General features: G+C 37.8%; 1 protein-coding gene. It reads right to left on the minus strand.

Translation table 11 applies throughout. From position 1 onward, the window contains the following. Nucleotides 1-312: ISAs1 family transposase (locus NRL14_RS20860; protein ID WP_306725526.1), on the minus strand; the 312-nt coding region annotated here is incomplete at both ends.

Here is a 312-nt window from a genome sequence, read left to right on the forward strand (position 1 = left end):
CACATCTTCTATTTGTGACAGTAGCCTTTTATGGTTTGCTTTTACCGCAAGTAAGTAATCGGCTTCTTTACCAACTATTTTTTTTGCAATTGATTTTTGACACCCCATAGCGTCAATCGTTACTAAGCAGCCTTTTATCTCTAATAATTCAAGCAGCTCTGGCAACGCTTTTATTTCATTCGACTTTTTATCAACAGGGCATTGTGCCAAAACAACACCATTTTCGCATGCAAATGCACTGATCATATAAAGCGCATCGCGTCTATCTGACTGATTAAATGAACCTTTCAATCGTTTACCGTCAATAGCAAC

It is taken from the genome of Pseudoalteromonas sp. 20-92 (assembly GCF_030847595.1).
GTDB lineage: Bacteria > Pseudomonadota > Gammaproteobacteria > Enterobacterales > Alteromonadaceae > Pseudoalteromonas > Pseudoalteromonas fuliginea.